We start from the raw sequence: 26,133 nt of genomic DNA, 5'->3' as shown, positions 1-26,133 counted from the left end.
TCGCCCCCTGGCCCGAGCCCGAACGTCCAAGGGGCGTCGGCGCGGGCTCGAGCGGCGTACCGGTCGCCTACGAGCTGAGCCGCCACGCAGCCGTGCCGCCGACGATGCAGCGGCCCGGCGCCCGACCGGTCTCGCCACGCGCCGAGATCGGCCAATTGGTCGAGAACATCCCGCGGTTCATGCGCGTTGCCGTGCCGGCGCTAATTGAGGTGCGCATCGCGCGCGCCGACGTGCAGGCGCTGGCCGAAGGGCTGCAGGGCGGCGGCGCCGCCTACCAGCACGAGGTAATGGTGACCAAGGCCATGTCGGTGCGCCTGCGCGCCCCCGACGGCGGCTTCTTCATCGAGACGGCATCGCCCGAGACGCAATGGATCGAGAAGGCGATGCTGCTGTCAGCGGATGATTTTGCCAGCTGGCGCTGGCACGTGACGCCGCGCGAGAAGGGGCGCCGGCGGCTGCAGCTCATTATCTCCGCGCGCACCGTGAGCGCCGACGGACTGGCGGCGGAGACGGCGCTCCCCGATCAGGTGATCACCGTGCGCGTGCGCACCAACTACGCGAAGGCGGCGGCGCGCTGGGCCGGCTGGGGGCTTGCGGCCGTGATCGGCGGCCTGCTCGCCAAGTTCGGCGAGGGCGCCTTCGATACCATCGGCCGCATGCTCACCGGCTAGGGTTAGCACCGCGCATTCTGCTGTCACTGTCATCCTCGGGCTTGTCCCGAGGATCCACGGCTCCACGAATACAGAGAGCGCCGCATGTGCGGAACGCTGGGTCCTCGGCCCAAGGCCGAGGATGACAGAGCCTGGTGTGTGTTCTAGGCGCGGTCGGCGAGGATGCCGGCAATGGTGGCGCGCAGCTCGGCGATTCCGGTTCCTTTTTCCGCCGAGGTGACGATGACGTGCGGGAACGCCGCCGGATGCTTGGCCAGCGCCGCGGCGGTGGCCTGCGTAACCTTCTCGAGCTCGTGCGCGTTGATCTTATCGGCCTTGGTCAGCACGGCCTGGTAGCCGACCGCTGCTTCATCGAGGATGCCGGCGATCTGCTCGTCGGTCGGCTTCAGGCCGTGCCGGGCGTCGATGAGCAGGAACACGCGCGCCAGCGTGGTGCGGCCCTTGAGATAGTCGGTGACGAGCGCGCCCCAGGCGGCGACCTTGTCCACCGGCGCCTTGGCGTAGCCGTAGCCCGGCATGTCGACGAGATAGAGCGGCTCGCCGTCACTCTGGAAATAGTTGAGCTCCTGCGTGCGCCCAGGTGTGTTGGAGGTGCGGGCCAAGCCGCTCTGGCGCACCAGCGCATTGATGAGGCTCGACTTGCCGACGTTGGAGCGGCCGGCAAACGCGACCTCGGGCCGGTCGGCTGGTGGCAGGAACTCGAGCTCCGGCACGCTCTTCAACAGTTGCCAGCGCCGCTCGAACAGCTGCTCGCCAGCGCCGAGCATGGATTTGTCGGGCTCGGTCATGTTCGCTGCCTTTGGGCGGCGCGCGGCTACTCGCCCTTTTCCTTGCCCGAACGGCGCCGCTTTATGGCATCGGCGCCGCGCCCGGCCATCGACGCAACCGGTTTGAACTGACGTGATAGGTTGCCCATGAGATGGATCTCGGCGCCCTGCCTTCGCATGATGTAATACTGCTGGGCGAGGGACAGCACGTTACTCCAGGCCCAGTAGATAACGAGGCCGGCGGGGAACGACGCCAGGAGGAAGGTGAACAGCACCGGCATCCAGTTGAAGATCTGCTGCTGCACGGGGTCGGGCTGCTGCGGGTTGAGCTGCATTTGCAGCCACATGGTGATGCCCATGAGCAGGGGCCACACGCCGATGTGCAGAAACTCCGGCACGGCGAAGGGCAACAGACCGAACAGGTTGAACAGCGACGTCGGATCAGGCGCGGAAAGGTCCTTGATCCAGCCGAAGAACGGCGCGTGTCGCATGTCGATGGTGATGTAGAGGACTTTGTAGAGGGCGAAGAACACCGGCAGCTGCAATAGGATTGGCAAGCAACCGGCGATCGGATTCACCTTCTCGCGCCGGTAGAGATCCATCAGCTCCTGCTGCTGCTTGACCTTGTCGTCCTTGTAGCGCTCGCGCAGCTGCTCCATCTGCGGCTGCAGCTTCTTCATCTTGGCCATCGAGGCGTACTGCTTGTTGGCCAGCGGGAAGAAGAACAACCGCACGATCACGGTGAGGATCAGGATCGTCACGCCGAAGTTGTGGACGACCGAGTTGATGGCCTCCATCAGCTGGAACAGCGGCTTGGTGATGAAGAAGAACCATCCCCAGTCGATCAGCAGGTCGAACTGCTGAATGCCGGTGTTCTGGTAGGCCTGCAGGAGCTGCATCTGTTTGGCGCCGGCAAACAGCTGCGATTCGATCTTGCCCGTCTGTCCCGCCGGCACCTTGATGGCGTCGCGAAGGTAGTCGGCTTGGTAGGAAGGCTGCTCGCTCGGCAGCTTCGGCGCCTGGGCAGAGAACTGCGCCCGATAACGGGCCGTCTGATCGGGGATGACGGTCGCTGCCCAATATTTGTCGGTGAATCCCAGCCAGCCGCCCGTCGCCGGCTCGAAGGTGCGCAGCGGCTCCTCCAGCGCGTCGGCGTACTTGCTGCGCTGCTCGCCTTGCGCCCCGATGATGCCGATCAGGCCTTCGTGCAGGATCCAGATGTTCTCGATCTTCGGCGTGCCGTAGCGATGCACGCGCGCATAGGGCGCCAGCGAAACGTCGGCGGCCGACCGGTTTTCGACCTCGTCGACGATCTTGAACATGTAGTTGTCGTCGACCGAGATGGTGCGCTTGAAGACGACGCTCTGGCCGTTGTCCCAGGTGAGCGTCACGGGCGCGGTAGGTGTCAGCTGCGCAGAGCCCTGCACCTGCCAGAGCGTGTCGCGGTCGGGCACTTTGACGTTCGAGCCGGCCGGTGCAACCCAGCCATATTCGGCGAAATAGGGATGCGGGCTGTCGGTCGGCGAGAAGAGGACGACGTTGGGGCTCTTGGGGTCGACGGTCTCGTGGTACTTGACGAGAACGAGGTCGTCGATGCGCCCGCTGCGCAGAGCGATCGAGCCTTTCAGCGACGGCGTTTCGACGGCGAGGCGCGGTGAGGTCTTGACGGCATCCTCACGCGAGAGGCTGGCGGCAGGCGGCGCCGCGCTGGGAACGGCGGCGTCGGGAGGGGCGACCGGCTTGGCGGCATCCTGCGGCTGCGACAGCTCCTGCTGGGTGCGTTGGCGCGCCTGCTCATCACGCAGCTTCGGTCCGGCATAGAAGAGCTGCCAGCCGAGCAGCACCGCCATCGAGAGAACGACGGCGAGCAGAAGGTTTCTTTGTTGATCGGGGTCTTGCGACTGCATCGATGCCTCAGCGCCGTTCTCGTTGCCCCATGGAGCGGCCCGCCATCATGGGATGCGCGAGGACCGCGCTCGTTGAGGCGCCAGTGCCAATACTCCGAGACCACCCAATCGCAAAGCCGGAAATCATGCGTTCTTCTGCCCTCGGCGCTTTTGCCCCGGGGCTTGATGAACGCGCGCCAGGGCCTGATCGAGGTCCGCCTTGAGATCGGCAAAACTGCGGTCCACGGCGGCGGAGCGGGCGATCAGCACGTAGTCGAAGCCCGGCCGCAGCTGATCTGGGCTCAAGGCGGCTGTGAGTGCCCGCAACCGCCGGCGCACGCGATTGCGGACGACGGCACCGCCCACCTTCTTGGATACAGTGAAGCCGAAGCGGGCGGGTGCTTCCGCGTCCGCGACATTCTGTCGGCCGCGGGCCTCCAAGACGAAAGCAGCCGCACTCCAGCGGCGGCCACCCCTGACCCAAAGAAATTCGCTGCGCTTCTTGACGGTAGCTGATGCCACGGCGCAGATCCCCTGCCCGTCGAGGGCTGCGCTCGGCGGCGGGCGGCCGGGAGGTTATGCCCACCCGCTCAAGCCGACAGGCGCTTGCGGCCCTTGGCGCGCCGGCGCATCAAAACGCGCATGCCGCCCTTGGTCAGCATACGCTTGCGAAAGCCATGGCGACGCTTGCGGACGAGCCGGCTCGGTTGATAGGTGCGCTTCACGATACAGCTCCAGTGCCCGTCGCGAATATGGCGCCTGCCAACCTTGCGGTCGCCGTCGGCAGTGGCCCATGCTTCTCAAGGATTGCCGGGCTTATACGGGGTGGCTGCGGCCAAGTCAACGCATGCCGACGGCCGTTAATCCACGGTCGCCGATACCAAGACTGGTGCGTCGAGGCGCTGGAAATGGCAAACCAGATTTACCGCTCGGCCCGGTGAAATAGCCATCCGGGGGCATGGGGGCTACCCACAGACATGGAACATGGCAATGCCGGCATCTAAACCTACTCAGGCGCCGCCTGTCGCCAGCGCGGACGCCGAAAGCGAGAACATCACCGCCGACATCTGCGTCATCGGTGCTGGTCCCGGCGGCCTGGCGGTAGCTACAGGTGCCGCCGCTTTCGGGCGCAGCGTCGTGCTGGTCGAGCGCCACAAGTTCGGGGGCGATGCGCTGAACTATGGCTGCATCCCGTCGAGGGCCCTGGCGGCAGTGGCCAACCGCGCGCATGCCATGCGCAGCGCCGCCGCATTCGGCATCGCAGGCCGCGACCCGGAAGTCGACATGCGCACCGTCAACGCGCACGTTGAGAGCGTCGTTGCCGGGGTGGCGCCGAACTTCGCCGCCGAGCGTTTTACTGGCCTCGGCGTGCGCGTCATTCACGCCGCCGCCCGCTTCATCAACAAGAAGACAGTCGTCGCCGGCGAATACCGCATCAGGGCACGGCGCTTTGTCATCGCCACGGGCTCGGCCCCGTCGATACCGGCCATCCCCGGCCTCGACAGTGTGCCTTACTTCACCAACGAGACCATCTTCGCCAACCAGGAACGCCTGCATAGCCTGATCATCATCGGTGGCGGGCCGACGGGGCTGGAGCTGGCCCAGACGCACAGCCGGCTCGGCTCGCGCGTGATGGTGCTCGAAGCCGACAAGGCGTTGGCCGACGAGGATCCCGAACTCTCCAAATTCGTGCTCGAGCAACTCGCCGAAGAAGGCGTCAGCGTTCACGAGGGCACGAAGGTAGAGAGCATCGAGGGTGCCCTCGGTCGGGTGCGCGTCAACGTCAGCGTCGGCGGCGAGAAGCATGTGGTCGAAGGCAGTCACCTGCTCCTCGCGGTGGGACGCCGGCCATCGACATCCGACCTCGGCCTCGAGGCGGCGGGCATTCGCCACGACGGGCGCGGTATCAAGGTCAACGCGGGCCTGAAAACCTCCAACCGGCGTGTCTTCGCCATTGGCGACGTCGCCGGCGGGGCGCCGTATGTCCAGGTGGCAGACTACCACGCCGGCATCGTCGTTCGCCGCGCCCTGCTGCGCCTGCCGGCGCGGGTCGACGAGCGACTCATCCCGCGCGCCACGTTCACCGACCCGGAGATCGCCTATGTCGGCCTCTCGGAGGCGGAGGCCGCCAAGCGCGCCCAGAAGATACACGTACTGCGCTGGCCCTATCGCGAGAATGATCGCGCCCAGGCGGAGCGGACAACCGTAGGGCACGTCAAGATCATCACCAGCAGGGACGGCAAGATCCTCGGCGCAGGCATTGTCGGTGCGCAGGCCGGGGAGCTGATCCAGATGTGGTCTCTGGCCATCACTCAGGGCCTCAACATCAAGGCCATGACCAGCTGGATTGCCCCGTATCCGACGCTGGCCGAGATCAACAAGCGCGTGGCTGCCAGCTACTATGCAGCAACGCCGGCAAGCCCCACATTACGTAAGGTTATAAACTTCCTTGCTAAACTCGGATGAGGGTCTCTGGAGCGAAAGGAAGCGCGTGCTCCGCGACAACAAAAACGAGGTGCAGCGGCTAACCTTTGCCAACTGGTGGCGGCGCGTGCGGATTCCCGAATGGGCCGCAAAGTACCAAAGGAATTGGCGCGACCTCGGCTTGCCCGCCAAGCTGCTGATGCTGACGGCCGTATTCGTCATGTTGGCCGAGGTGCTGATCTTTTTGCCTTCGATTTCCACCTTCCGCGTCGACTGGCTGAACGAGCGCCTCACCGCCGCGCAACTTGCGACGCTCGCCGCTGAAGGCTTTCCGGGCGGCGACGTTCCCTCCGGCCTCAGAGCCGAGATGCTGCGCACGGCACAGGTGAAGGCGATTGCCTCGCGCCGCCAGGGCGTGCGGCGGCTGGTGCTGCCTGTCGATCCGCAGATGACCATCGACGCGCACTACGATCTGCGCCAGCGCCCCGAGAGCTGGTGGGAGAGCATCGGCCTGCGACTGGAGCAGATCGGCGATGCGATCGCCGTGTTCTTCGCGCCGGACGGGCGTACTATTCGCGTGCTCGGCAGCATCGGCGACGACCCTGACGACCTGGTCGAGATCGTCATGCCGGAAGCGCCGCTGAAAGCGGCGCTCAACGCCTATGCCCTGAACATCCTCGGCGTCTCCATCGTCATCTCGCTGGCGACGGCGGCGCTCGTCTACTTTGCCATTAGCCGGCTGCTGGTGCGGCCGATGATGCGCATCACGCGTGCCATGGTGCATTTTCGGCAGGATCCGGAAGACCCCTCGCGCATCATCGTCCCCTCCAGCCGCCACGACGAGATCGGGGTGGCAGAACGGGAGCTCGGCGAGATGCAGCGGCAGCTCTCCGGGACGCTGTTGCAGAAGACGCGGCTGGCACAGCTCGGCCTCGCGGTGAGCAAGATCAACCACGACCTGCGCGGCATGCTGGCCAACGCGCAGCTGCTGTCGGACCGCTTGACCGCGGTTCCCGATCCTACCGTGCAGCGGTTTGCGCCCAAGCTCATCGCCTCGCTCGATCGCGCCATCAACTTCTGCAACGACACGCTGCGTTTCGGGCGTGCCGAGGAGGCGGCACCGCGGCGCGAGCTCATGCGCCTTAAGCCGTTGGTCGAGGAGGTCGGCGAGGCGCTCGGCCTGCCGCGCGAGGGCAGCCTCGATTGGGTGCTCGACATGGACGACACCCTGCGCATCGATGCCGACCGCGATCACTTGTTCCGCATCCTCTCGAACCTCGTGCGCAACGCCATCGAGGCGATCGAGGGCGCGCCCGGCTCCCCGCACGGCGAGATCCGCATAAGGGCCTGGCGCGACGGCCGCCGCGTGTTCGTCGAGGTGCACGACAATGGCCCGGGCGTGCCGCAGAAGGCGCGCGAGCACCTGTTCGAGGCGTTCACCGGCTCGCAGCGCAAGGGCGGCACCGGCTTGGGCCTTGCCATCGCCGCCGAGATCATCGCCGTGCATGGCGGCCACGTGCGGCTGCTCGAGACGGATAAAGGCGCGACATTCCAGTTCGAGATCCCCGATCGCGGGGTGCATTACGACCCCGACGGGCCGGAGGCGACGGCCGTTTCTGCGCCCGCGCCGCGCGACCGTGCGTAGCGCCGCCAAGACCCTTGCGCCGCCCGGTCTGAGCCATTAGTAGTGGCGAGCTTCGGTGGGGTGCTTCCCCCACTGATCGCCTTAGGCCTCTGCGCGGCCATATAATGGTGCAGGCAAGCGCCCGTAGCTCAGCTGGATAGAGCACCAGACTACGAATCTGGGGGTCAGAGGTTCGAATCCTTTCGGGCGCGCCAATTATCTCCAGCAGGCTAGTCACCATCAGGTACGCCGCGGCTTCTTGCGCGCTCGATGATGTCAACTCGTGCCGGCGGAGGGTGCCAGTTGCCCATGGCGGTGCCGCCTTGCGATGCGCAGCAACGCTAAGCGAATATCGAGAAAGTAAGAACTGCGGCGGCGGCCACTATGGCTCCAGCCGAGAAGCCGAGCAGCAGCGCATAAAAGAAAGAGGCGGAGCTCGGCGCGGCTCGCGACCAGGCGATCTCGTTGATCGCGTCATCGAGCGCGCGGCGCAGCTCTGGGACGGAGAGGGTGTCGATCGACCGATTGCGCCAGGTGACCATGGGGAGCAAAGCTCCAACTTACGCTAACTGTCTGTTACCCCCCAGAAAGCAATGAGCGTGCCAATCAAGATAAGCATCCCTTCGAGATTTCTCAATCGCCGGCTGGGCTAGAAATCCGCGCGATAAAAGTCCTCGCAGCCGGCGGCGGACATGACAGGATAGGGCTGCACGTCCCGAACCTCCCGCCCGTCAACGATCACGGCCGTATAGTATCGGGCGTAGCGTCCTTCATCGCGTCCGGGAAAATCGCGGCAGTACTGCCAGACCTCGACGGTTCCGTTCGATCTGACGTAGTCCGGCCCCCCTACCAGGGCGACGAGCTCTTTGGTCCCCATTCCCGGCCGTACCGTGGCCCAGGCTTCGGCAGGCACGCCGCACCCCGCGAGTCCGATGGTCGATGCAATGGCCAGGCAGAGTCCCAAAATGGGCCGCGTGGCACGCATTCCTTCACAGACCCACGTCGCGAAGGTAGCGGCAACTCGTGCGAATACCCGACGAGCAGACTTGGCCGCGGTGCCGGCCGGATCGCTGACTGAAAGCCCCGCGTGATGCAGAGGCGTCCATGTCGAAGGCTGCAGCTCCCGCAGGGTCCTCTGCCAGAGAAGGGCCTCGGACTTCTGACTGTTGAGCTGACGCTGGCGCGCCCTGCGCTTCTCGTCGGACTCCGACAGGGATCCAAACCAGGCAAGAACAAAGATCGGGCCACCAATCATCAGAGCAAAGGCGTAGAACGCGACCGCGGCTTTACTCGTGGCACCACCAAGCTCGACGCACGCATGCGCAGCCAGGAGCCCCGCCGCGCACACAAGAATGAGTGGTGATCTCGCTGCCAGCATTCCCTCGATCCCGATCAAGTCGAGATTTCATTAGGATGGTCAGCCTGCGCCAAGCTTGCGCAAATACCAGAGGGAGTGGGTGTCGGTGTCGACCAACAACGATAGATGCAAACTCGCATCAGCAAATCTATTCAGTGAGACGATTATCGGAGATCAATCATAGGTTGTTGTGCATAACTTGTGGAATGACATCCTGATCATCAAGCGATTCGGGGGGCTACGATGATCATAATTGTCGATGATCGTGAGGCGTTGACGGATGTAGACACGCTAGGGTTTAGCCGCGAGGGCATCTCCACAGAAGGGCTGGCGGCATCGGACTTCCAGGATTGGGTGAGAACCGCTCCCGACCCCGACTTGGCCGCTGTCGAGGCCTTTGTTCTGGGCGAATTCAGTGACCGCCGTACTTTCCCGAGGATGATCAAGCAGCGGTCGCGTGCGCCGGTGCTCGCTCTCAACGGCGGCAAATCGCTTCAAGAGACGCTCGAACTCTTCGCTTCCGGCGTCGATGACGTTATCGGCGACACGGTACACATTCACGAGATCCTGGCGCGGATCAGGGCCATCAAGCAGCGAGTTGCGGTCGAGTTCGAGGGCACCGCCAGCGGGTACATTCGCGTGTTTGGCGACGGGCGCGACCCAGAGGTCGCGGGGCAGCAGCTGCACCTGCCGCGGCGCGAGCGGCGCATTCTAGAATATCTGGTCAGCAACAAGGGGCGACGCGTCACGAAGACTCAGATCTTCAATTTCGTCTACGGCCTCTTCTCAGACGAGATCGATGAGAACGTGATCGAGAGTCATATCAGTAAGCTGCGCAAGAGGTTGCGCCACCGGCTGGGGCATGACCCGATCGATTCGCAACGTTACCTGGGCTACCGGCTGATCGTTTAAATAAAGCGGGCGCCAATTCAGCCTCGCGCAAGCCCGAAATGATCCAATCCGCTATGCGGTTGCATTACGAGGAGCATAGCCAATGGGTCTCTACAGTACGATGCGAACGAGTGCATCCGGCATGGCTGCGCAGGCCAATCGGCTGGGTGCCGTCTCCGACAACATCGCGAACTCGAGTACCACGGGCTACAAGCGCGCGTCGATGGAGTTCTCCTCGCTCGTTCTTGATTCGGGAGGGACCGAGTACGTCTCGGGCAGCGTCGAATCACACACGCGCTATGCGATCAGCGAGCAAGGCGCCTTCAACTTTACAACGTCGGTCTCGGATCTAGCAGTCAAGGGCCAGGGTTTCTTCCTGGTCTCGTCGGATAGCGGGCAGACCTTTCTGACGCGCGCCGGTTCCTTCACTCCGAACGGGACAGGAGACCTGGTGAACGCGGCCGGCTACAAGCTCATGGGTTACAGCCTGCTCGGCGGCGGCCCCACCATCGTCGCGAACGGAACCGCGGGGCTGGAGGTCGTCAACATCGGCACTCTTGCGCTTCAGGCCAACCCTTCGACTGCGGGCGCGCTCAACGTCAACCTGCCCGTGAACTCCACCGTAATTGCGCCCGCCAATCTGCCGTCGGCCAACGCCGCGACGGCCCAGTATACGGCGATGTCGTCGCTGGTCGCCTATGACAACCTCGGCAATCAGATAACCCTCGACGTTTACTCCTCCAATCTCGGCGGCGGCGATTGGGAGATCTCGGTCTTCAATAGTGCCGATGCTGCGCCAGGTGGCGGCTTCCCGTACGCGGGCGGTGCGCTGGCGACCCAGACGCTGACCTTCGACATGACGAACGGCCAGCTCGATCCATCGAGTCCGACGTCGATCAGCGTGCCTATACCAAATGGCGCGACGCTCGTGCTCGACATGTCGGGTAGCAGTCAGCTGGCGGCCGACTACACCATCCTCGATGCGACGGTCGTCAACGGCAATGCTCCGAGCGAGGTTGAGCGTATCGAAATCGCCGATGACGGCACGCTTTACGCTGTGTTCGAGAGCGGCACACGCGTCGCGACCTACAAGATTCCCCTCGCGGGCGTGGCAAGCCCGGACAACATGCAGCCCCTGGCCGGCAACGTCTTCGTGCCAACCGCCGATTCCGGAGAGATTCAGATCGGCTTCCCGGGCGAGAGCGGATTTGGGACGATGGTGTCGGGCGCTCTCGAGCAGTCGACGGTTGATCTTGCCTCCGAACTCACGACGATGATCGAAGCGGAGCGCAACTACACGGCCAACTCCAAGGTCTTTCAGACGGGTTCGGAGTTGATGGAAGTCCTCGTCAACCTCAAGCGTTAAGGGATCCGCAGCTACGCGAGCCTCGGGAATTTAATTAGATGTCGCTCTCAGCCAGTCTAAATACGGCCATATCTAGCCTGGCTACGACGGCTGAGCAGACGTCGGTCCTCTCGCGCAACGTTGCGCGCGCGGGAGATCCTACGGCATCGCGCAAGAACGCCGAGGTCATCACCATCCCGGGTTATGGGGTGCGTCTCGCCTCGGTGACCCGCGTCGTCAATGTTGCCCTCTTCAACAATGTGCTGAGCAGCACGTCGAGCGAGGCTGGCCAGCGCGCGATCGTCGAAGCGCTCGAGCAGCTGGAGCAGACCGTAAACGACACGGAGCTCGAATCCTCGCCGGCGGCGCTCGTGCAAAAGCTGGCCAATGCGATTCAACAATACGCGGCGGCTCCGGCCAGCACGGCTCACGCCCAGTCGGCAGTGGCCACGGCGCGCGACCTGGCTACGGCACTCAACAGCGCCACCGACCTCGTGCAGAACGTTCGGGCCCAGGCCGATGCGGACATTGCCGGCGCTGTCGAGAATCTCAACACGCTGCTGTCGCGCTTCGAGGCGGTGAATGCCGAAATTGTCAAGGGAACGAGGTCCGGTGCGGATGTCACCGACTATCTCGATCAGCGCGATCAGATCCTGAAAGAGATCTCCGGGGAGATCGGGATCAGAACCTTTACGCGCGCCGACAACGACATGGCGATCTACACGGACAGCGGCGTCACGCTGTTCGACGTGAGCGCGCGGGCTATCACCTTCCAGCCGACGTCCATCTACTCGGCGGCTACAACCGGAAACGCCGTCTACGCAGATGGCGTGCCCATCACGGGAAGCTCGGCCACCATGGGCGTGGGCTCCGGGCGCATCACTGGCCTTGTGAAGGTGAGGGACGAGCTTGCGGTCACCTATCAGAGCCAGCTCGACGAGGTTGCGAGAGGCTTGATCGCCGCGTTCGCAGAGAGCGATCAGAGTGCCGTACCCGCGCTGCCCGACGTGCCAGGTCTGTTCACCTGGAGCGGCGCCCCGGCGCTCCCACCGAGCGGCAGCATCACGGCTGGGTTGGCCGGTGCTATTACGGTCAACGCGTTGGTCGATCCTGATCAGGGCGGCAATGCGGAGCTTTTGCGCGACGGCGGTATCAACGGCGCTGCCTACCTCTACAACTCCAGCGGGGCGTCCGCCTATACGGATCGTCTGGAGCAACTGCTCGATCAGATGAACGCAACGCAACCGTTCGATCCTGCGGCGAACCTCTCCTCTTCCGCGACTCTCAAGAGTTTCGCTTCCTCTTCGGCGGCGTGGCTCGAGGAGGCTCGAAGGACAGCGAGTGATGAGGCCGACTACCGCGTCACTCTTCTGGAACGGTCCTCCGAGGCTCTCAGCAAGGTCACGGGCGTCAATCTCGACGAAGAAATGACGCTGATGCTCGAGCTCGAGCGAACTTACCAGGCATCCAGCAAGCTGATCTCCACCATCGACTCGATGCTGGCCACGCTGTTGGCATCAGTGGGATGACGCGATGAAGACAACGTTCATCTCCACCAGCGCGATCTCTGCGGCGACCCGCTCGTCGCTGATGAAGGTGCAGCAGGAGCTGGCCGAGGCCGAGAAGGAAATGACCACCAGTCGGCTTGCCGACGTGGGAAAGAGCCTCGGCTTCCGAACCAGCCAAGCGATCTCCTTGCGCCAGGAGCATTCGCGTCTCACGACCATCATCGAGACCAACACAACCGTCTCCACGCGCCTCAAGGCAACGCAATCGACGCTGCAGAATCTTGTCGACAATGCGCAGGACTTCGTCGGCCAGTTGCTGGGCTCGCGCATCGGTGGGGCGAACGCCTTAGGGGTGCAAACCGAAGCCGAGAGCCGGCTCGAAGGCTTCCTCGACACCGTGAACACGTCGTTCGGCGACGGCTACCTGTTTGCCGGCGTGAACTCCGACGTGAAACCGATCACCGAGTATTTCGGCACCCCCGCGCCCGCCAGCCGCCAGGGCGTTGCAAATGCGTTCCTGGCAGACTTCGGAATCACACAGTCGGACCCGGCCGTGCAGAATATCAGCGCGGCCGACATGCAGACTTTTCTCGACACGACATTCGCGGATCTGTTCAACGACCCGTCTTGGAGCGCGGACTGGTCGTCGGCCTCGAGCCAGAACATGCGCAATCGCATCTCGACGAGCGAGCTCATCGAGACGTCGACCAACGCCAACGAGGCGGCCTTCCGCAAGCTGGCCAAGGCTTACACCATGGTCGCCGATCTCGGGGTCGAGAATCTCAGTCAACCGGCCTTTGAGGCGGTCGTCGATCAGGCAATCCGCGACGTCAACGAGGCGATTCAAGACCTGAGCGAGCTGCAGTCGAAGCTTGGAGTCGCGCAGCAGCGAGTCAGCGACGCCAGCGAGCGGATGTCACTGCAGCTCGACATCATGACCACGCAGGTGAACTCGCTTGAAGCTGTCGATCCAAACGAGGCCGCGACCCGGGTGTCGGCACTGTTAACGCAGATTGAGACCTCCTACGCGCTGACCGCGCGCATCATGGGCCTCAGCATTCTCGACTACCTCTGATCTAGTGAACGCAACGCTCAACCATTCTGAAACAGAGACGAGAAATGTACCAAATTCCCTACGCCGACGTACTTGAGAATAGCCCGAAGCTCGCCCGCGAGCGGGAGCGGCAGCTGTTCGAGCGGTGTTTGGAGCTGTTCAAGGCGGCGGACGAAAAGGGGCCCAATTCGCGCGAGGCGATTGAGGCGCTTGCGTACTGCCGCCGCATCTGGGCGACCTTCCTGGAAGATCTTGCAAGTCCCGAGAATGCGTTGCCCAAAGAGCTTCGCGCCGAGATCATCTCGATCGGTCTTTGGGTGATCCGCGAGACGGAGAACATTCGGCTGGGCAAGTCGACCGACTTCAAGCCGCTGATCGAAGTCACGACGGCTCTCCACGACGGCCTCAAATGAAGAAAAACCTGCAAATCTCCCTGAAGCCGGGAGAGCGGATTTACGTCAACGGGGCCGTGCTCAAGGTCGATCGCAAGGTCTCCATAGAGTTCCTCAACGACGTCACCTTCCTCTTGGAGCACCACGTTCTCCATCCCGAGAACACGCGAACCCCGCTGCGTCAGCTCTACTTCGTCGTTCAGACGGTCCTGATCGATCCGGCCAACAGCGCGGATGCGTGCGCCATGTTCCACGAGTCGCACGCCTCCCTGTTGGCGTCCTTCGAGAACGTGACAATTCGCCAGGGCCTCGCGGAAGTGCGTGAGCTCTTCGAGCGCGGACGACTCTTCGACGTGCTCAAAATGCTTCGCTCACTCTTTGCAATTGAGGATGACATCCTTGCTCAGGGGAGTCGCGCCGACAATACCGACATTCACCAGCAATGCGAGGTGCCCTGATGCAAGTTTCGACGACAACTCCCACGGCGTTGCAGAACAATACTCAGACATCGCAAACGAACGGGACCTCCGCTGCTTCGCTCGACTATACGGCCTTCCTCAGACTCCTGATTGCGCAGATGCAGAATCAGGATCCGACCGATCCCGCTGATCCCGCCGAGTGGATGGGGCAGATCGCATCCTTCTCCAATGTCGAGCAGGCGATCCAGACGAATGCCAAGCTCGACGCGCTGATGACCTCGATGGCTTTGTCGCAGGTCGATGGACTTATCGGACACACTGTCACTGCGGGAGACGGCAGCGTCAGCGGCAAAGTCGCCTCTGTCCGCATCATAACCGGTGGGGCGGTGGCAATCCTGGAGAACGGCAAGGAGCTCCTGCTCGGCGAAGGCGTGAAGGTGAGCTGATGAATCAGGCTGACGCCCTCGATATCGTGCAGGCGGCAATCTGGACCATCATCGTTGCCTCCAGCCCTGCCGTGGTTGCCGCCATGGCGGTCGGCATCGTCATCGCTCTCCTGCAAGCCCTGACGCAGATACAAGAGATCACCCTGACGTTCATTCCCAAAATCATCGCCACGTTGCTGGTGACCTCGCTGATGGCTCCCTTCATTGGCACGGTGATCTATGCCTTCGCCGAGCAGGTGTATGGCCGCATCCAGAACGGCTTTTGACCGTCTCTGACGGCGTCAGGGCATCCTCGCGCAAGCTTCGCTGGCTAATCCTAGCTGGCGCGGCTGAGGGGAGGTCATGGGCGAATCGATTGTGACAGCGGCGGCACCGGTCAAACGAGCCGGGAGCCGGGATGTCAGCCTCGCGATCGGCATCGTCTTAATCTTGGCGGTGCTGTTCCTGCCGTTGCCTGCCCCGCTTATTGACGTGGGGCTTGCCTTCTCTATTGCGCTCTCAGTGTTGGTGCTGATGGTGGCGCTGTGGATTCAGCGTCCCCTCGACTTCTCGGCATTTCCCACCGTCTTGTTGATCGCGACGATCCTGCGGCTGGCGCTGAATATTGCCACAACGCGTCTCATCCTGTCGCATGGAGCCGAGGGCTACACCGCGGCCGGGCATGTCATCGCCGGCTTCTCCAATTTCGTGATGAGCGGCGACTTCATCATCGGGACCATCGTGTTCGCGATCCTGATCACGGTGAATTTCCTCGTCATCACCAAGGGTGCCACGCGTATCGCCGAGGTCGGCGCGCGCTTCACGCTCGATGCGATCCCCGGCAAGCAGATGGCGATCGATGCCGACCTTTCTGCGGGTCTCATCGACGAGAAAGAAGCCATGCGCCGCCGCAGGGAGCTCGAGGAGGAGAGCTCGTTTTTCGGCTCGATGGACGGTGCCTCGAAGTTCGTGCGCGGCGATGCTATCGCCGGGTTGATCATTACGGCGATCAACGTGTTCGGCGGGATCGTCATAGGTGTGACCCGGCACGGCATGTCCTTTTCCGAGGCAACCGACGTTTTCACCAAGCTGTCGGTAGGCGACGGCCTCGTCACGCAAATTCCCGCCCTCATCGTCGCGCTTGCGGCTGGCCTTCTCGTTTCGAAGGGTGGAACCCGCGGCAGCGCAGAGAAGGCGGTATTCGGGCAGCTCGGCAACCATCCGCGCGCGCTCACTCTCGCCGGCGTAGTCATGTTCGTGCTCGCTTTCGCTCCGGGGCTGCCGTTCCTCCCCTTCGCTTTGCTCGGGTGCACGATGGGGTTCGTCGCCTATGCCATTCCCCGCCGTCACGCGGCGGCGAAGGCCGCCGAGGAAGCAAAAGCACGCGAGGCCAGGCTGAAGGCAGAGGAGGAGGTGCGCCAGTCGGTCAAGGAATCGCTCAAGACCGTCGAGTTGGAGCTGTGCCTCGGTAAGCAGATCTCGGGAACGCTGATGGCGGCGCACAATGAGCTTGCCCAGCGGGTGAGCAAGATGCGCCACAAGTTCGCGCGCCAATATGGGTTTGTCGTGCCGGAGATCCGTCTCACCGACGATCTTTCGGTCCCGCCCAAGAGCTATCAGATCAAGATTCACGGCACCGTGGTGGCGAGCGAGGAACTCCGCATCGGCGACGTGCTCGCCATCGTCGGCGACGGCCCGTTGCCGAATGTCCCGGGCGATGAGACACGCGAGCCTGCATTTGGCATGAGGGCCTTGTGGACTTCAGAAATGTTCGCGAGCGCGCTCCAACGGGATGGCTTTACGGCAGTCGACAATATGTCGGTGCTGCTGACGCACCTCGGCGAGGTCATCCGCAACAACCTGGCGCAGCTTCTTTCGTACAAGGACATGCGCGCGTTGTTGGATCGGCTCGAGCCGGAATATCGCCGTCTGATCGATGAGATCATCCCGTCGCGAATTTCCTACTCGGGATTGCAGGCGGTGCTGAAGCTCTTGCTGGCTGAGCGCATCTCCGTCCGCAATCTTCATTTGATCCTAGAGGCGATCGCCGAAATCGCTCCCCACGTGGGGCGTGCTGAGCAGATCGCTGAGCACGTACGCCTGCGCATGGCGCAGCAGATATGCGGCGAGATGGCAGATGACGGCGTGTTAAAGGTTCTACGTCTCGGCCATCGTTGGGAGCTCGCCTTCCACCAGAGCCTCAAGCGCGACGGCAAGGGTGAAGTAGTTGAGTTCGATATCGATCCGAAGCTGATCGAACAGTTCAGTACGGAAGCCACAGGTGTGATCCGCCGCCTGATGGACCAGCGGCATAGGTTTGTGCTGGTCGCTGCTCCCGACGCACGGCCCTACGTCAGGATGGTGATAGAACGCCTCTTCGCAACGCTGCCCGTTCTCTCCCATCTGGAGATCGCTCGGGGAGTCCAGATCAAGTCGCTTGGGACGATCTCGTGACGGTCATTGGGCCGCAAGTTGTCCTGGCGACCTTCCTGATCTTTTGTCGGATCGGCACCTGCCTGATGTTGATGCCGGGCTTCTCGTCTCCGCGTGTTCCACCCCGAGTGCGCCTTTTTCTCGCCATTGCCGTAACGCTGGCATTGGCGCCTCTGCTCGCCGCGGATGTGCAGGAGGCAGCCCCCAACGATTCGCCCGTCGCCGTCCTCGGGTTGATCGCCTCAGAGATGCTGGTCGGCGCCATCATCGGGCTCATGGCGCGCATGTTCTTCCTCGCCCTGCAGTTCGCCGGGTCCGCGATTACGATGCTTGTCGGGCTCTCGAACACCCCCGACGCCCAGATCGAGGAAGGCGAGCCAGTGGCGGCGGTGACGGGCCTCATCACTTTGACGGCGTCCGTGCTGATCTTCGTCGCCGACCTCCACTGGGAAGTGCTGCGCGCGCTCGTGGATTCCTACTCCGCCGTACCGGTCGCCAAGCAGCTCGCGGCCAACTTCGGTGCGATGAAGATCGTCGACGCACTCACCGACGCCTTCTTCCTCGCCCTGCGGATCAGCGCCCCCTTCATCGTCTATTCACTGTTGATCAACCTGATGTTCGGCATCCTTGGCAAGCTGACGCCGCAGATCCCCGTCTATTTCATATCGATCCCGTTCGTCTTGGCCGGAGGCGGAATGATTCTCTACTTCACCTGCAGCGAGGCTCTGCAACTGTTTATCACTGGGTTCTCGGATTGGCTCGCCAGAGTGTAACGCTATGATCGAAGCCCGGCTGAAAAAGGCCCGACGCCTCCTCGACCTACACAAGGGCTTGCAGCGGCTCGAGGAAGAAAGAATTACCGGCTTACGAAGCCGGCAGGCCGAGCTTGCAGCCTTGCAGGAGGAGCTTTGTGGCTCGCTCAATACGGACGAAGGGCCTCAGGGCCTGTTCGTACCCGTCATCGTGCGCCGATTGAAGTCTCTCAGCGAAGAGTCGGTACGTGTTGCCGAGGAGCTGGAGCGCCGCTCCCGAGCCCTGAGCGTCCTTGCCTCACGCACAAAATGCGCGGAACGTCTCTCGCGCACCTATGAGCAACGGCACGCCAGGGCTCGCGCGGAGAAGGAGCTGCTCGACGTCATTGAGCGGATAACGCGGCCCGAGGGCGCAAGCCTCCCATAAGCTCGGGGGGTGAAGCTGCACAAACGAGCATCTTCGGTGCGCAAGGGTTCGGTTACTGAGCATGACATCCGGTCCCGACCTCATTCTCGGCGTTTCCCGGGCCGCCGATGCCGCAAAGCATCGCGAAGCGGTATCCCGCCTCGAGAGGCTGAGCCGAGAAGCGACCAGTGCGGCGGATGCGGTTGCGCAGCCGGCCGATCCCACGCCTGCATGGTCCGCGGAGGTTCGGCATGCCGGCGCAGACACAACTCGTTCGGCGAGATTTCTTTCTCCATCCTCCGCGCCGGATGGCTCCCAGAAGATTTCCGACGTCTATGTTCAGTTCGAGGCGGTGCTTCTGCAGAACATGATCGAGGCCATGATGCCCGAGAACGCCGAGGCCATGTTGGGTAGCGGAACCGCAGGCAAGATTTGGAAGTCGATGCTGGCCGAGAAGCTCGCAGCCGAGATTGCACGCACCGGAACGCTCGGCATAGCAAAGCAGATCGCTGCGGGGCCGGTCGCGTCGTCGGCCGCTCCACCTTCAGCCTCATCGGGGGTCGATGACATATGATGCCACAAGGTTTTAGCGAGCGAGGGCAAGCGGCGCGCAGTTCGATCGACAGGACGATGCAGCGCATCGAGAAGCTGGTCGACCGCGAGACGGAGGCACTGCGGTCGCGCGCTACGATCGACTTGAGGGAATCGAACAACGGTAAGAGCCAAGCCTTGCTCGAGCTCGGCCTTGCCGCCCGATCCCTGGAAGGAGTTACGCTCGATCCCGAGCTGATCGCGCGCCTCAAGGCGTTGCGCAGCAAGCTCGAGACCAATCGTGCCATTCTGCGCAGGCATCTCGAAGCCGTTCGCGAAATCGCCGGCGTGGTGGCGGAAACCATCCAAGATCGCGAGTGGGACGGGACGTACTCCCAGCATGTCGGCACGGGCGGCACCTATCGATGATCAGGTTGATCGCCACGGGGTTGTGGGTTTGCCTCGTGACGGCGCTGTCGAGCTATGCAGCGACGCTTTGGCAGACGCAGACGCCGCCGGAGGCGGAAGTCGATAAGCTTTTCGGCGGCCTCCAGTCGATACAGACCGATATCATCAGCGTCCCCGTCGCCGCAGACGGCGCTGTCCAGGGATACGTCCTCGCCCAATTTACGTTCACGATAAAGTCAGATGACCTACGGCGCATGTCGGTGAAGCCCGACGTTTTTCTCATGGATGCGGCGTTCAGGGCGATCTACGGCGGAGATGCCGCGACTCTGCGCGGTTCGAAGAAGCAGGACCTTCAGGCTCTGACCGCCTCGATCAAGTCGCGGATCAACGAGCGCTTCGGTGAGGAGCTTGTCGAGGACGTGCTGATCGCGAAGTTCAACTTCGTGCCCAAGAACGAAGTGCGCAACGGCGCCAATCTCATAAAGATGCGACCCGACTTCGCCCGCTAAAGAGTTTCCTGATTGATTTATGCCTGCAGCGCGCGCGCCACTTCCTGGAACGCGTCCGTGCTCGCCAGGTCGCGCGGGCTCTGCTTCAGCGCTTCAAACACCCTGGGGACGATTTCTATTGCCTTGTCGAGCTCAGGGTCGGCCCCGCCCCGATACCCGCCCATAAGGCGAAGGTCGCGCGTATCCTCAAAGCGGGCAATCATGGCGCGCAGCTTGGCGACGAGATTGCGCTGCTCCGGGGTCCACCCGTGCTGGGACAAACGTGAGATCGACGACAGGACATTTACGGCCGGGTAGCGCGCCTGGTCCGCAATGGCTCGGTCGAGGACGATGTGCCCATCGAGCGTGCCTCGAATGCTGTCTGCCACGGGATCGTTGTGGTCATCGCCGTCGACGAGCACCGAATAGATTCCTGTTATGGAGCCCGATCCTTCCTCGCCCGGTCCGGCACGCTCGAGAAGGCTTGGCAGGCCGCTGAATACACTCGGAGTATAGCCCCGGGCGACGGGCGGCTCGCCGGCGGCGAGCGCCACCTCGCGGGCCGCATGGGCGAAGCGTGTGATCGAATCGACGATGAGTAGCACCCTTTCGCCACGGTCCCGGAAGTACTCGGCGATGCACGTTGCCGTCTTCGGCGCCAGCCGCCGCATCATGGGGCTTTCATCACCTGTGGAGACGACCGCGATCACGCGCTCTCTATTGCTGCCGAGGGCATCCTCCAGAAACTCACGCACCTCGCGACCGCGCTCCCCGACCAGGGCAATGACGACCGTATCGAAACCCTTCGCGCGCGCGAGCATGGCGAGAAGGGTCGATTTGCCGACGCCCGAGCCCGAGAAGATGCCAATCCTCTGACCGAAGCAGAGAGGCGTGAACAGGTCGATCACCCGTACGCCCGTCTTGAAGGGTGTGTCTATTCGTTGCCGCCGCAGCGGCGCTGGCGCGCTGCGGTCTGGGTAGACCGGTTGGTGCCCATGCAGTACCGCTGCACCATCGCTGAGTGGCACTCCAAGAGCGTTGAAGATGTGGCCTTTCCAGGAGGGGTCGGGATTGAGAGCTGCCGGGCCCGTTCGCCAGGCCCTTGCTCCGAGCCCGGCGGCGATGGGTTCGTCAAAAGTCTTGATCGTCACGCGCGTCTCGTCGAGGCGAATGACCTCTCCGAACTGTGGCCGGCCGCCGGTGGACAAGCTGACCCGATCACCAAGCTTCACAAAAGGCGAGAGTCCAGACACGCAACAGAATGCCGGCGTCACTTGCGTTACGGTGCCGCCCACCCGTACCAGCGATTGCGTGGCGTTTGCCGCTGACACGCGTTCGGCGAGCGCTGTGAGGGCATCGAGGCGTGCTTCGCCTCCCGTCATGGAGCTCACGAAGTGGGTCCAAGCGCCTTGATGGCTTCGCGAAGCGAGTCTTCGGACTGGTCAATGGAGTTCGAAACCGCGTCGTAGCTTCGCGATGCCAGGATGAGTTGGGACATTTCCCACATCGGGTTTACGTTGGAGCCTTCGATATGGCCCTGCACGACTCCGAAGCGGTTGAAATCGAGCGTGGGAACGGCAGGCTGATCTGGGATCACGCCTGAGTTCTCGAAGCGCGACAGCGACGCGCCCGGGTCAATCGTGAAGAGACCGATGGCGCCGAGCTGCAGCCCATTTTGCGTGATCATGCCATCGCTGGCGATCTGCAGTGGCCCGGCATTGGGATTGATCTGGATCGGGGCGCCACCGGCATCGAGCATCGGATAGCCAGCAATCGACTGCAGCTGGCCCTCCGCTGTGATCTGCATGCGGCCGTCACGTGTGTAGACGGTCCCGGAAGGAGTTTGAATGCCCAGCCAGGCGTCGCCCTGGACGGCAACGTCGAGCGGGTTGCCGGTTCGTATGATCTGGCCGGGATCCCGCTTGATGTACGTGTCGCCAGTCGACGCGAACGCTACCGGTTCGCTAGCCGCCTGGTCCAGCATGGCCTCAAACTTTATCTCCTCGCGGCGAAAGCCTGGCGTTGAGGCGTTGGCGACGTTGTTGGCAATGGTGTCCATGCGCTTCTGGAAGGCCATCTGCGAGGAGAGCGCCACATAGAGACCTGATTGCATTCCTTAGGCTCCACCGAGCTTGAGGTTTTGCAGGTTGCTGAGAAGCTCGGAGCTCACGCTTGCTTCGATGGGCTGGACGAGGAGGAGACTGGGTGCCAGCTGCGTCGCGGTCGAATTCTCGATCTCCCAGGTGGCGGCAAAGTGCGTAAGAAAGGCCTGAACCTTCGTGGTGTCCTGGAAGTCCTCAAGGTCGATTCGGTCGGCGATCAATTCCGCCTGCCGGTCGATGTCCAACAGGGACATTGTCGCGGGAAGGCCGAGGGCGGTCTGGGCCACCTTCAGCAGGGCCTGGTCGGCCAGAATGGAATAAGCGCTGGTGATGCTCGATGCTTTGCGCTCGAAGTAGAGGGCCAGCCTGACGCCCTCGTTCTGACTGCCGGCATCCTCCTCCACCTTCTGGCGCACATAGCGATCGACGGTACCTTGCCGCGCGGACTGCCAATTGGTGGTCGCTTCTCCATAGAGCTTGAAATTGAATGCTTTGGCGAATTCCTTGTAGCGCGAATCGGCAAGTGTGTTCGCGAAGGCATCATTGGAATCGACGCCCTCCGTCAGCACTTTGCGCATGAAGGCTTTGGCGTAGCTCATGTCACCTAGGCCCCACGCCTGCATCGCGTAGGTGAAGAGCCGGTCATCGGCCAGGAAGTCGTCGATCGACTTCACGTTCCCGATGTTGGCGAGGTAGTACTCGGTCTCGCGCGCGACCTGCGGCTGAGCGGCGGTGCTCGTCAGCGAGCGCTCAATGTTGTTACTGACGAGGCGGTAGTTGGCTAGTGTGGTGAGCACGGTAGAGCATCCTGATCAGTTGCTGGCGAGCAGCTTGCATCAATTGGCTTTCCTGAAGCTGGTGCCGGGGCCTCAGGGCATCGCCCGGGGCAGCCAGCTTCACGCAAGGAAGCGATGGTCAACTCGTAAGAGGATAAAATCACCTCGGATTCCGTAACGTGACCATTGTCATTGGCCTCATCGTTACCCTGGGCTGCATGCTCGGCGGCTTCGTCGCGATGGGGGGGCACGTCGGCGTCATATGGCAGCCGTGGGAGTTCATGATCATCGGCGGCGCAGCGCTCGGCACGTTCATCGTCGCTAACCCCTTAAAAACGATAAAGGATACTGGCGCGGGCCTTAAGGAGGCCTTTACAAGCGACGCGCCCGGTAGGCAGCAATACCTGGAAGTTCTGGGGATCCTCTATTTCGTGATGCGCGAGCTTCGCAGCAAACCCCGCAACGAGGTCGAGGAGCACATCGACAGCCCCGAACAGTCTCCGCTGTTCCAGAGGTTTCCCAGCATCGCCGCCAATCGCGATCTCACGACGTTCATCTGTGACTATTGTCGTCTCATCATCATTGGGAATGCGCGGACCCATGAGATCGAAGCGCTGATGGATGAGGAGATCCATACCGCCCGCAACGACAAGATGAAGCCCTATCATGCGCTCGTCAGCGTCGGGGAGGGGCTCCCTGCCCTGGGAATCGTGGCGGCGGTTCTTGGTGTCGTGAAGGCGATGGGTGCGCTCGACGAGTCTCCCGAGGTCCTCGGCCACCTCATCGGCGCAGCGCTGGTCGGGACCTTCGCCGGGATCTTCCTTTCCTATGCCGTCGTCTCGCCGCTCGCCAACAAGATAAAGGTACTTCGCGAGAAGCAGCTGCGCTCGTATGTCATCGTCAAGCAGACGCTGCTGGCCTTCATGAACGGGGCGATGCCCCAAGTGGCACTAGAACACGGGCGCAAGACGATTTCAGTCTATGAGCGTCCTTCAATCGACGACGTGGAACAAATTGCCCTGAGCTCCAGCGTCCCCAGCGGGGAGCCGGCTGCGGCGGAGGCGGCCTGACGCATGGCACACACAGCCGGTGCGCGCAGAAGCCTGGAAGGTCCCTTTGCCGGCCCTCAGGACCTGGTCGATCGCCTCCCCATGTTGCGCACGGTCCTGCAGAAGACGGCGAGCAATTGGGTGGAGCAGGTCCGCAATATATCCGCTACCGCTCCCGACTTGGTGCTAGTGGAGGTCGAGAGCCGGGCGCCCGACAGCTTGATGGCGGTCACGGCAAACCAGGGCGTTGCATGCGTTCTGGAAGCACCAAAATGGAATGCCCGGCTGATTGTCGGCGCGGATTTCGAATTCGTTTTCACAGCCGTTGAAATGTTGCTTGGCGGGGATGGGTCGGAGCCGGCGCCGATGGAGGATCGGCCGCTCACCAGAACCGAGCTGGGACTCGCGCAACTCGTCTTTGAGCACTTCGCGACCGCGCTGGAGCACGCGTTTGCGCCCGTGGCACCCACGAATTTTCTCGTCGGAGCTGCGGCTCCACGAGTGGGCTTCGACGTCTTGGGGCGCATGACGGTGCCGGTTGTCGTCGCGAAGTTCCATCTGTTCGCTCTAGGGCTCGGGGGCGGCATCACGCTGATGATGTCGCAATCGGTGCTGAGCCCCATGCGCAACGAACTATCGCGCACTGCCGGTCCCGAGGCCGTCAGGCCCGATCCGGCTTGGAGCCAGAAGATTCAAAGCGAGGTTTCCCGCGCGAACGTCGAGCTTGTGGCAGTGCTCGACGAGCAAGAGCTTTCGCTTGCCGACGTGGCGCAATTTGCCGTTGGTCGAGTGCTACGGCTGAGCGCGACCCCGGACGGTGTGTTGCGCGTTGAATGCAACGGCGAGCGGCTCATCAATTGCGAGATCGGCAAGTCGAATGGAGTTTACGCGCTGCGCGTTCGTGATTTCATCGATCAAGAGCGAGAGTTCATGGAGGATATCCTTGCCAGCTAGCTGCGGCTAGGCGGGCTACGGGCACCTGATCGTCAAGGAAATGACATGTCGAATTTCGACCCATTGAATCTGCAGTCCGAGGGAGCCACGGGCGAGCTGCCGGCCGGGAGCCCGCAATTTGGGCGCGTACCCAACGCCACTGGGCCTTCCGGGACCGAAGGCCTCAGTCTCGATACAATCATGCGGATTCCCGTTACCGTGAAGATTGTCCTGGGCTCTGCATCGATGCCTGTCGCGGCTCTCTTGAAGCTCGGCCGCGGGGCACTCATTCCGCTCGACCGGAAGCTCGGTGAGCCAGTCGACGTGATCGTAAACGGTCGTGTTGTCGCGCGCGGCGAGGTGGTCGTGATGGACGACGACCCCTCACGACTTGGCATCTCACTGACCGAGGTGGTGGGTCCATCCGGGACCGAGAATCTCCCCTGACGACGAAGCACCATGGCCGCCCCCTCTCAATCCCGAGCCAGCTCCAAGCGCAATGTGCTCACCGGCCCGGAAAAGGTCGGGATCTTGCTGCTCGCGCTCGGCAAGACGAAGGCGGCGCAGCTGCTGAGGCGCCTTGATCCCGATGAGCTGCGTCTCCTCACTCGTTCCAGTTCCCGGCTGCGCCCGATTAGCGCCGACCAGGTCGAGGCGTTGATTGAGGAGTTCGCCGAGAGTTTTAGCGGCGGTATCAACTTCGCCGGAACGGCTGAAGAGGTGAAGGGCCTTCTGGCGGACGTGATGACCCCGGATGAGATCGCCCAATATATGCGGGATCAACCATCCGAAGGGCAGCCGGTATGGGACAAGCTGGTGCCGCTTAGAGACAATGTTCTGCAGCCTCTTGTCTTGAAGGAGCATCCGCAGACGATCGCAGTCATCCTGTCGCGGATCGACTCGAATGCCGGCGCCCGGCTGCTGCGTACCCTCGAGCCTGAGTTCCGCCATTCCCTTCTGCGCCGCATGCTTGGCCTCAAGGGGGTTGCGGACAGCGCAGTGGCAGCCATCGAAAAGGGGCTTCACGACGATCTGCTCGCCACGATGCTATCGGCGCCCAACCCCGAAACGCGCAAGACCATCGCCGGCATCCTGAACAAGCTCGACGGATCGCAAGCAAATGAGATCCTGAAGAACATCGCCGCGACCAGACCGGAGGATGCCAATGAACTCAAGAGCATGCTCTTCTCGTTTGCGGACATCGCCAATCTGAAGCCTCGGGCGCGAGCTCTCATCCTCGAGAAGGTGCCGACGGAGCAAGTGGTGCTGGCCCTAAACGGTGCCGAGCCCGGCCTGCAAGAAGCTGTTCTGTCCACGCTCACCGCCAGAGTTCGGCGCATGGTCGAGGCGGAGCTCGAGGCCGCGCCCCCGGGGCGTACGCGCGATATCGAGGAAGCCCGGCGGGGAATTGTCGCCACGGTTCTCAGTCTGATGGCTCGCGGCGAGATCACGCTCGAGGACCGCAACTCAGAAAACGATCAATTCGATTGAT

Annotated in this window: 29 protein-coding genes, 1 tRNA gene and 1 pseudogene; 22 read left to right on the top strand and 9 right to left on the bottom strand. The window is 62.7% G+C overall.

Features of this window, described 5'->3' with window-relative positions; genetic code table 11:
* A pseudogene (locus F9K20_RS04590) lies at nt 1–671 on the top strand (Clp protease); the annotation flags it as partial.
* A 143-nt stretch (nt 672–814) separates the two neighbouring features.
* Here F9K20_RS04590 and yihA read toward each other — a convergent pair.
* The 4 genes from yihA to rpmH all read right to left on the bottom strand — a co-directional run bounded on the left by yihA (nt 815) and on the right by rpmH (nt 4,049).
* Entirely contained in the window at nt 815–1,459 is a 645-nt protein-coding gene (gene yihA / locus F9K20_RS04585; protein WP_290997815.1) for a ribosome biogenesis GTP-binding protein YihA/YsxC, read from the bottom strand.
* 26 nt (nt 1,460–1,485) lie between these two features.
* Nucleotides 1,486–3,345, bottom strand: coding sequence for a membrane protein insertase YidC (yidC, locus tag F9K20_RS04580; protein ID WP_290997812.1), 1,860 nt, complete (start codon nt 3,343–3,345; stop codon nt 1,486–1,488).
* A 123-nt stretch (nt 3,346–3,468) separates the two neighbouring features.
* Nucleotides 3,469–3,846, bottom strand: a complete 378-nt coding sequence (rnpA, locus tag F9K20_RS04575) for a ribonuclease P protein component (RefSeq protein ID WP_290997810.1) — start codon at nt 3,844–3,846, stop codon at nt 3,469–3,471.
* A 68-nt stretch (nt 3,847–3,914) separates the two neighbouring features.
* Nucleotides 3,915–4,049 (bottom strand): 50S ribosomal protein L34, encoded by a 135-nt coding sequence (gene rpmH / locus F9K20_RS04570; RefSeq protein ID WP_290997806.1) that lies wholly within the window; start codon nt 4,047–4,049, stop codon nt 3,915–3,917.
* Between the two features lie 265 nt (nt 4,050–4,314).
* On the opposite strand from rpmH, the gene F9K20_RS04565 reads away from it, so the two are divergent.
* From F9K20_RS04565 to F9K20_RS04555, 3 genes are all read left to right on the top strand, one after another.
* On the top strand, nt 4,315–5,790 hold the full coding sequence (locus F9K20_RS04565; RefSeq protein WP_290997803.1) for an FAD-dependent oxidoreductase: 1,476 nt from the start codon (nt 4,315–4,317) through the stop codon (nt 5,788–5,790).
* Between the two features lie 85 nt (nt 5,791–5,875).
* Nucleotides 5,876–7,393, top strand: a complete 1,518-nt coding sequence (locus F9K20_RS04560; protein ID WP_290997846.1) for an ATP-binding protein — start codon at nt 5,876–5,878, stop codon at nt 7,391–7,393.
* 117 nt (nt 7,394–7,510) lie between these two features.
* A tRNA-Arg gene (locus F9K20_RS04555) sits at nt 7,511–7,587 on the top strand.
* Nucleotides 7,588–7,713: 126 nt separating this feature from the next.
* Here the strand turns inward: F9K20_RS04555 and F9K20_RS04550 are convergent.
* A complete protein-coding gene (locus F9K20_RS04550) occupies nt 7,714–7,914 on the bottom strand; it encodes a hypothetical protein (protein ID WP_290997800.1) in 201 nt (66 codons plus the stop codon).
* Nucleotides 7,915–8,021: 107 nt separating this feature from the next.
* Nucleotides 8,022–8,768, bottom strand: coding sequence for a hypothetical protein (locus tag F9K20_RS04545; protein ID WP_290997797.1), 747 nt, complete (start codon nt 8,766–8,768; stop codon nt 8,022–8,024).
* A gap of 204 nt (nt 8,769–8,972) precedes the next feature.
* On the opposite strand from F9K20_RS04545, the gene F9K20_RS04540 reads away from it, so the two are divergent.
* The 14 genes from F9K20_RS04540 to F9K20_RS04475 all read left to right on the top strand — a co-directional run bounded on the left by F9K20_RS04540 (nt 8,973) and on the right by F9K20_RS04475 (nt 19,802).
* Nucleotides 8,973–9,641 (top strand): response regulator transcription factor, encoded by a 669-nt coding sequence (locus F9K20_RS04540; protein WP_290997794.1) that lies wholly within the window; start codon nt 8,973–8,975, stop codon nt 9,639–9,641.
* Nucleotides 9,642–9,723: 82 nt separating this feature from the next.
* Nucleotides 9,724–10,986: a flagellar hook protein FlgE gene (locus F9K20_RS04535; protein WP_290997791.1), complete on the top strand. Its 1,263-nt coding sequence runs from the start codon at nt 9,724–9,726 to the stop codon at nt 10,984–10,986.
* A gap of 38 nt (nt 10,987–11,024) precedes the next feature.
* A complete protein-coding gene (flgK, locus tag F9K20_RS04530; RefSeq protein ID WP_290997789.1) occupies nt 11,025–12,494 on the top strand; it encodes a flagellar hook-associated protein FlgK in 1,470 nt (489 codons plus the stop codon).
* Nucleotides 12,495–12,498: 4 nt separating this feature from the next.
* The gene (locus F9K20_RS04525; RefSeq protein WP_290997786.1) at nt 12,499–13,548 is read left to right on the top strand and encodes a flagellar hook-associated family protein; all 1,050 of its coding nucleotides are present in this window, start codon (nt 12,499–12,501) and stop codon (nt 13,546–13,548) included.
* Between the two features lie 44 nt (nt 13,549–13,592).
* Nucleotides 13,593–13,940 (top strand): flagellar biosynthesis regulator FlaF, encoded by a 348-nt coding sequence (gene flaF / locus F9K20_RS04520; protein ID WP_290997783.1) that lies wholly within the window; start codon nt 13,593–13,595, stop codon nt 13,938–13,940.
* Nucleotides 13,937–14,377 carry a flagellar biosynthesis repressor FlbT gene (flbT, locus tag F9K20_RS04515; protein WP_290997780.1) on the top strand — a complete coding sequence of 147 codons (441 nt, stop codon included), beginning with the start codon at nt 13,937–13,939 and terminating at the stop codon, nt 14,375–14,377. Before flaF ends, flbT begins: the two co-directional genes overlap by 4 nt.
* Entirely contained in the window at nt 14,377–14,784 is a 408-nt protein-coding gene (gene flgD / locus F9K20_RS04510) for a flagellar hook assembly protein FlgD (RefSeq protein ID WP_290997777.1), read from the top strand. The genes flbT and flgD overlap by 1 nt, the downstream gene beginning before the upstream one ends.
* Nucleotides 14,784–15,050: a flagellar biosynthesis protein FliQ gene (gene fliQ / locus F9K20_RS04505; protein ID WP_290997774.1), complete on the top strand. Its 267-nt coding sequence runs from the start codon at nt 14,784–14,786 to the stop codon at nt 15,048–15,050. The genes flgD and fliQ overlap by 1 nt, the downstream gene beginning before the upstream one ends.
* A 76-nt stretch (nt 15,051–15,126) precedes the next feature.
* Nucleotides 15,127–17,217 (top strand): flagellar biosynthesis protein FlhA, encoded by a 2,091-nt coding sequence (gene flhA / locus F9K20_RS04500; protein ID WP_290997771.1) that lies wholly within the window; start codon nt 15,127–15,129, stop codon nt 17,215–17,217.
* On the top strand, nt 17,214–17,969 hold the full coding sequence (gene fliR, locus F9K20_RS04495) for a flagellar biosynthesis protein FliR (protein WP_290997768.1): 756 nt from the start codon (nt 17,214–17,216) through the stop codon (nt 17,967–17,969). The genes flhA and fliR overlap by 4 nt, the downstream gene beginning before the upstream one ends.
* 4 nt (nt 17,970–17,973) lie before the next feature.
* Complete coding sequence (locus F9K20_RS04490) at nt 17,974–18,375, top strand: hypothetical protein (protein ID WP_290997765.1); 402 nt, start codon at nt 17,974–17,976, stop codon at nt 18,373–18,375.
* Nucleotides 18,376–18,436: 61 nt separating this feature from the next.
* Nucleotides 18,437–18,928: a rod-binding protein gene (locus tag F9K20_RS04485; protein WP_290997762.1), complete on the top strand. Its 492-nt coding sequence runs from the start codon at nt 18,437–18,439 to the stop codon at nt 18,926–18,928.
* Nucleotides 18,929–18,984: 56 nt separating this feature from the next.
* Nucleotides 18,985–19,314, top strand: coding sequence for a hypothetical protein (locus F9K20_RS04480; protein ID WP_290997759.1), 330 nt, complete (start codon nt 18,985–18,987; stop codon nt 19,312–19,314).
* Nucleotides 19,311–19,802, top strand: coding sequence for a hypothetical protein (locus tag F9K20_RS04475; protein ID WP_290997756.1), 492 nt, complete (start codon nt 19,311–19,313; stop codon nt 19,800–19,802). The genes F9K20_RS04480 and F9K20_RS04475 overlap by 4 nt, the downstream gene beginning before the upstream one ends.
* 17 nt (nt 19,803–19,819) lie before the next feature.
* Here F9K20_RS04475 and fliI read toward each other — a convergent pair whose 3' ends face one another.
* Genes fliI through F9K20_RS04460 form a run of 3 tightly spaced genes read right to left on the bottom strand, consistent with a single transcriptional unit; the run spans nt 19,820 to nt 22,680 of the window.
* Nucleotides 19,820–21,163 carry a flagellar protein export ATPase FliI gene (fliI, locus tag F9K20_RS04470; protein WP_290997752.1) on the bottom strand — a complete coding sequence of 448 codons (1,344 nt, stop codon included), beginning with the start codon at nt 21,161–21,163 and terminating at the stop codon, nt 19,820–19,822.
* 5 nt (nt 21,164–21,168) lie between these two features.
* Entirely contained in the window at nt 21,169–21,894 is a 726-nt protein-coding gene (gene flgF / locus F9K20_RS04465) for a flagellar basal-body rod protein FlgF (protein WP_290997750.1), read from the bottom strand.
* A gap of 3 nt (nt 21,895–21,897) precedes the next feature.
* Nucleotides 21,898–22,680: a DUF1217 domain-containing protein gene (locus tag F9K20_RS04460; protein WP_290997747.1), complete on the bottom strand. Its 783-nt coding sequence runs from the start codon at nt 22,678–22,680 to the stop codon at nt 21,898–21,900.
* Nucleotides 22,681–22,838: 158 nt separating this feature from the next.
* Between F9K20_RS04460 and motA the strand changes: the two genes are divergently transcribed.
* Genes motA through F9K20_RS04440 form a run of 4 tightly spaced genes read left to right on the top strand, consistent with a single transcriptional unit; the run spans nt 22,839 to nt 26,132 of the window.
* On the top strand, nt 22,839–23,729 hold the full coding sequence (gene motA / locus F9K20_RS04455; RefSeq protein WP_290997745.1) for a flagellar motor stator protein MotA: 891 nt from the start codon (nt 22,839–22,841) through the stop codon (nt 23,727–23,729).
* 3 nt (nt 23,730–23,732) lie between these two features.
* Nucleotides 23,733–24,662: a flagellar motor switch protein FliM gene (locus F9K20_RS04450; RefSeq protein WP_367238094.1), complete on the top strand. Its 930-nt coding sequence runs from the start codon at nt 23,733–23,735 to the stop codon at nt 24,660–24,662.
* A gap of 45 nt (nt 24,663–24,707) precedes the next feature.
* Nucleotides 24,708–25,088 carry a flagellar motor switch protein FliN gene (gene fliN, locus F9K20_RS04445; RefSeq protein WP_290997741.1) on the top strand — a complete coding sequence of 127 codons (381 nt, stop codon included), beginning with the start codon at nt 24,708–24,710 and terminating at the stop codon, nt 25,086–25,088.
* A gap of 12 nt (nt 25,089–25,100) precedes the next feature.
* A complete protein-coding gene (locus tag F9K20_RS04440) occupies nt 25,101–26,132 on the top strand; it encodes a FliG C-terminal domain-containing protein (protein WP_290997738.1) in 1,032 nt (343 codons plus the stop codon).
* Nucleotide 26,133: the final 1 nt, after the last annotated feature.

It is taken from the genome of Hyphomicrobium sp. (genome assembly GCF_009026145.1).
In the GTDB taxonomy this organism is placed as follows: Bacteria; Pseudomonadota; Alphaproteobacteria; order Rhizobiales; family Hyphomicrobiaceae; genus Hyphomicrobium_A.
Note: the sequence above shows the minus strand (reverse complement) of the source record. Positions and strands in the feature narration are given on the sequence as shown.